The organism is Micromonospora sp. ALFpr18c (genome assembly GCF_008868155.1).
GTDB lineage: Bacteria > Actinomycetota > Actinomycetes > Mycobacteriales > Micromonosporaceae > Micromonospora.
In genome coordinates this window covers 1-5,270 of record NZ_WBKR01000290.1, presented here as the reverse complement: position 1 = coordinate 5,270, position 5,270 = coordinate 1, and the positions used below count along the sequence as shown (strand labels likewise).

Here is a 5,270-nt window from a genome sequence, read left to right as displayed (position 1 = left end):
CCCTGCACACCCCGGGCGGGATCGCGTTCTCGCACGCCCAGCAAGCCGTCCGGATCACCCGTACCCGCACCACCGGCGGCAAGACCAGCCGCGAGACCGCCTACCTGGTCACATCCCTACCCGCCGCCGACGCCCAACCCGCTGACCTGCAGACATGGGCAAGAGCGGAATGGCTGATCGAAAACCAGGTCCACAACCTGCGAGATGTGACGTTCCGTGAAGATCTTCACCAGGCCCGCACCGGCACCGGACCCGCCGTCATGGCCACCCTGCGTAACACCGCAATCGGCTGGCACCACATCCACGGCGAACCCAACATCGCCCGCGCCAACCGCCGCGCCGACCGTCGCTCACACGACCTCATAACCGCTGTGACCAGCAGTTACCCCAGAACGCAATAGCCCTGGGCCAAGATCACCCAGCAGCCGGCGCAACCCGCCGACCCGCTCGCCGAAGCGCTGGAACGCGTCGCCTTCCATGATGAGCAGGACGGCTATTTCATGCTCCGTCACGGCATGGCCGAGGGATTTAGCTAAGCTCCGCAGGCTCAACGAATCGGGGTAACCACGACGGTGCCGTGCTGGAGCTGACCTACGCAAACGAACTACGGAATAGCCCTGGTGAACCAAGGCTGACCCAGCAACGTTTCTAGTCCTAGTAGGGACCGGCCCGCTCGAACCTGGCAGACCCCCGAAGTGCACCAACCACAAGGGGGCGACCCCACGGGCGGAACGTCTCATCGAAATCTTTCGACCAACGTTATGGGAGGTAAGTGTGTACCAACACAACCCCGAACCGACTTTGGCGTCCGTACGGAGCCAACGCCCAGACTGGATGATCGTAAAGCAGGACCAGATCGAATGGGCCACGAACTGGAAGTTGTTACGGAACCTCCTGTCGTCAACACCGCCCGCCGATCCGCCCGGTGACGGGACTCTGCTCAACGATATCGTCCAGCGTGCCATTACAGAGTGGGAGACGCGAGATCCCCGCACTCGTGGATTAGCTGCAGACCATATAGCCAACACGATTCACGCTGCCTCGGAGCAACGGGCACTCCGTCGAGCGCAGGAAATGCAGCTCCGACAGGCTCAGTTTAATTCGAGAATTTCATCGCTCACTTCTTCTACAACGCCACCGCCCGGATACACGCCGCCGCCACCCCGATATATGCCGAATAGCGCTCCTGAAAAAAGAACTGCCCCTCGGCGTGAGTGAGCCATTCCGCGCAACGTTCTGACTACCGCAGGTGGCCCTTCCGAGCAGGGCTATTGCGTAGTCGCTTGAGTGCCGGCTGACCTGCGGTAACTCGCGGTCAACCGGCCGGTGCAGGTAATCGGCTCGGCTGGGCACCGAAGCTGAAGTGGTGCGACCGAAGGCCCATAGCTCCGCAGGCAAATGGGCCGGGACCGCCACGACGAGGGCTGGGCTGGAGCTGACCTGCGCAAACGGACTACGCAATAGCCCTGGATCCCGGGAAGGCCCTCTCTGGCTCGCTGAGGCGGTTGTTGCTGGTCAGGTGGGTGTGGGTAGGGCGGTGAGGGATCAGATCCCATACCCGCCGGCGGGCTTTCGCCCGGGCCTTTCCGATCTTACCCAGTGTCACCTGGTCGAGGTCGGTCAGGCACCGGCGGACCGTGCTGTCCGAGGGTGGGTCACCGAACACCGGGGCCTGATGCGCCAACAGGTCAATGTCAGACACGCTGGTCGCGCCGAGCGCGATCGACACCGCCAGGGATGTCAGCACCGTGCCCCGGTCCCACCACCCAGGGCCCTCACCGCGGGGTATCACCGCGTTCAACCCGCTGGTCAGACCTGCTTTGTCAGCGCATTTACGCAGCAGGACCGCGCCCACGTGGCCGACGAGGTTCTTATCCGTGGCCGTCACGGACAGCCGGTCATCCCACCCGATAGACTTGCTCACCAGAAAGGTGCACCCGTTTCTACATAGGACATGGCGTAGACAACCACATCCTTGCAGGTCGGGTGCACCTTTCCTTGATCGCCCTCAATGCCCGCTATCTACTCCTGCACCGGGAGGTCGAGCCCGACTGGTCCGGTGGCTGGCGGCTGGGCGACCTCTGCAGGTACTACGAAGTTGAGTTGACGACCGCCCATGACGCCGCGAGCGATGCGCGGGCGGCTGCCGAGATGGCGGTTTCGATCGCGGCCCCCATGCACGGGTCGCCGGCACGCGGCCCGACGATCTCCATCGGGCACAGGTCGCCTGGTACGCAGAGCAGAAGCGGGAGTTGCAGGCCTACTACGGCAGGCAGGGGCGTGACGAGCAGGTGAGCCTGGAATGGCCGTTGGAGACCAAGCGACGCCGGTAAGCGTCGAGCTTCGAGCGCCCAGCGGCGACACTGCTGCAAGTGCGCCCGCAGCGAGCGGACCAGTCACCCGCGCGGCCTCCGGGCCGCGCGGGTCAAATGCCTATCCGGTACGCCTCGACGCCGTCGCGGCAGTGGCGGAGGGCCACCGTGCAGTCCTGGATGTGGCCGCGTGCCTCCGTCAGTTGGCCATTGGTCGCACCGACAACCGCTGGTCGTCCGCCCGCAAGCACCGCACTGAGAGCATTGTGGGTCGCCCACATCTTGCGGTGCAGCTCGTCAAGCCGCCTCGACGCCAGACTGAGCTGCGCGACGACCCGATCGAGCCCGCCGACGACCTGCCCGACGAGGCTGGCGGCGGCGTTGCCGCTCGATACCGGGGCGGCCGCACGAACTGATCTGCCGGTGCTGCCGGTGTGCCGCCAGCTTCGTCTGGCAGTGGATCCGGGTGCGACACGGGACTCCTGCTGCTCGCGGCGCTCGCGCAAATGGTCGAGGCTCGCCGCGATGACGCCCTTGCCGATGCTGCCGATCGTGCTGCCGACGATCGCGCCGGTGATCACCGATGCGGACGGTGGGAGGCCCCAGCGACTGCTGATCAGGCCGACGAGGGCGCCGAGCGCGGCGCCTGCCTGTTGCAGGAGCGTGCCACCGCCCTCTTTGGCTGTCTCGAACCCCACCCGCCGCGCGAACGAGCGGTCCGCTGATGACCGTCGCTGACCTGACCGGCGGTATCTCACCCGATGGCCACCGGATCAATGAAGCCGCAGCCCGTAGCCACCAACAGGGGGACGTTCCCGGCAATCTCCCGGGCCAGCGAGTGCGGTGTCACGCCCAGTGGGTCGCCGCCCTCGGCGATGTGCTCTGAGTCGTCGGCGTAATAGACGCAGGCATCCCACAGACTCGAATGGAGGTAGGAAAAGCTCCACTGCAGGTAGACGTCGTTCGGCAGCGCGAGGATGGGTTGGTTGGCGAGGCCGACACGGTGCAGGTGGGGCTCGTCAGGGGTCGATCCGAGGCCCTGGCCGAGGGGGAGCAGTTTGTGGCGGCGGAACACTGGTTCGAGGTCGCCGTCGGTGTCGAACTCGACGAGGAGGCCCCGCCCGATCAGGTCGTCGACGAGTTGGGCGGCGTCCGGTTCGGGGCGGGGGGCCGTCTCCAAGAGCCGGATCAGGGACTCTCGATTGACCTCCAGCTTGGCGTGGCGCTCCGTATCCACGAAGGAGGCCGCCCAGACAGCGGCCTCGGTTTCGGTCAGCTCGACCAGGTCGTCGCCGAGGTGGATTTCGTAGCACTCCGGGGTGGGGTCCGCCGGCCGGACGTAGCGGTATCGAGGACCCATCGACAGGCCAGCCGGAATGATGACGCGAGACATGGGCTCTCCCCTTCTTCCTCAGATGCCGGCGGTATAGCGCGCCACCATGTTGGCGGTGTCCGAAGCAAGATCGGATGCAGTGTTGAGCTTCGTCCTGATCTCTTTCAGGCTGCTGATCGCGGCAGCGATCTGCGGATCTCCGGTGCCACTGGTGACCGACATGAGCAGGGCGAGGTCCTGTCCCAGTTGGGCGCGCACGGCCTGAATTTCTGCCACCTGCTCCTTCGTCGCGACAGCGAACCGGTTGACCCCGGCTTTGATCTCCTCGATCGACGCCACGGCAGCCCTCCCCATCGATGCAGGCTTATCCGCAGTGACCGTACCCGACTGCGTACGCTGCGTCAGTCCCCATTCATCGATGGGCTTGTTGCTAGAAGGACACGATGGTGAACTCGTAGTTGCCGGGGCCGACTGACCTGTTGAGGGTCCGGACGATCCGGTCGGGGTTGTCGTGGGGGCCTTGCTGGAAGTAGGGCTTGCCGTTCAGGCCGAACGTGATTCGACTCGGCGGTTCCCACGTTCCGAGGTAAGGCGCGGCGCTGTAGAAGTCACGATGCGGGTCGAAGCCGAGGCTGTGGGCGTAATCGACGGCACCGAAGGTCAGGTGTCGGGCAAGCTCGATCGGTGCCTCGATCGGCCCGGAGTCGTAGGCCTGGAAGTAGTCGTCCACGAAGTAGGGCCACGCGGCCGCTTCCGTGGTGGTCGGCGGCAGCGCGTTCTTGACGCCGAGGCAGTAGGTGTCGACCAGGAACCCGCAGATGGTCACGGCGTCGCCGTCGGCGCGGGCGACCACGAGGCTGACCAGGCCGGCTCCCATCGCCATCCGTGGAAGCTTCTTGTCGTCGATCCAGTCGGCGGGCCGCTGCGCGATGGTCAGGCCGTTGCTCCACTGGCGGCTGATCCAACAACCCACGAGCGGTAACTCCGAGGGGTGGACGCGTTTCGGCCGCGCAGCGGCGACGCCCCGTACGAGGTTGGTGGCCACGGCACGGGTGATGCCAAGCTCCCGGGCGATCTGCTTGGGCGTCCGGCCCGCAGCCCGGAGTGCCTGCGCTTGCGTCGTCAACTCGTTCGATTCCACCGGGCAGATTTTGGTGCCGCCCCGACAGAGCGTCAAACCCGCCACGCCGTTGCCAGAGCGCCGCCGACGCTCACGGTCAGCCCAGCACGCTCATGTACTGCTGTGCGGCTTGGCTGCTGCCCTGCAGGGTGGTCGCGGCCTCCATCAGCCGCTGCTTGCTCTGCTCGGCGCGAGCGATGGCCTCGGCGAGAGTCGGGTGGCCGGTGCCGGCGGCCACCGCGCGCAGCCGGACCAGCACCTGCTCGGTGCTCTCGATGGCGGCCCGGATCTGGTTGGTCGTCGTGTTGCTCTGGTCGGCTGCCTGAGCGAGCGCGGCCTTCACTTGCTCGATGCTGGACATGCCGTCCTCCCGGTCGACTGCGTGGGGTGTGCTCCATGGACGCACGTTCCGTGGAGGGACGAACACTAACCGAAACCAGGAGGCGTCGGCAGCCCCGTCAATGTCGTCCACCACAACTCCATGATCGACGGATCAGGGGGAACG

6 protein-coding genes and 1 pseudogene are annotated in these 5,270 nt (G+C 65.8%); 1 reads left to right on the top strand and 6 read right to left on the bottom strand.

Annotated features, from left to right (window positions below):
- Positions 1 to 401: pseudogene (locus F8271_RS33540) on the top strand (ISAs1 family transposase); the annotation flags it as partial.
- A gap of 1,052 nt (positions 402 to 1,453) precedes the next feature.
- Here F8271_RS33540 and F8271_RS29685 read toward each other — a convergent pair.
- From F8271_RS29685 to F8271_RS29660, 6 genes are all read right to left on the bottom strand, one after another.
- Entirely contained in the window at positions 1,454 to 1,924 is a 471-nt protein-coding gene (locus F8271_RS29685; RefSeq protein WP_192580517.1) for a transposase, read from the bottom strand.
- Positions 1,925 to 2,425: 501 nt separating this feature from the next.
- Entirely contained in the window at positions 2,426 to 3,010 is a 585-nt protein-coding gene (locus tag F8271_RS29680; RefSeq protein WP_151493128.1) for a hypothetical protein, read from the bottom strand.
- A gap of 56 nt (positions 3,011 to 3,066) precedes the next feature.
- Positions 3,067 to 3,705, bottom strand: coding sequence for a hypothetical protein (locus F8271_RS29675; protein WP_151493127.1), 639 nt, complete (start codon positions 3,703 to 3,705; stop codon positions 3,067 to 3,069).
- 18 nt (positions 3,706 to 3,723) lie between these two features.
- Positions 3,724 to 3,984 (bottom strand): hypothetical protein, encoded by a 261-nt coding sequence (locus tag F8271_RS29670; RefSeq protein ID WP_151493126.1) that lies wholly within the window; start codon positions 3,982 to 3,984, stop codon positions 3,724 to 3,726.
- A 91-nt stretch (positions 3,985 to 4,075) separates the two neighbouring features.
- Positions 4,076 to 4,786, bottom strand: coding sequence for a hypothetical protein (locus F8271_RS29665; protein WP_151493125.1), 711 nt, complete (start codon positions 4,784 to 4,786; stop codon positions 4,076 to 4,078).
- Between the two features lie 76 nt (positions 4,787 to 4,862).
- Positions 4,863 to 5,126: a hypothetical protein gene (locus tag F8271_RS29660; protein WP_151493124.1), complete on the bottom strand. Its 264-nt coding sequence runs from the start codon at positions 5,124 to 5,126 to the stop codon at positions 4,863 to 4,865.
- Between the last annotated feature and the right edge of the window lie 144 nt (positions 5,127 to 5,270).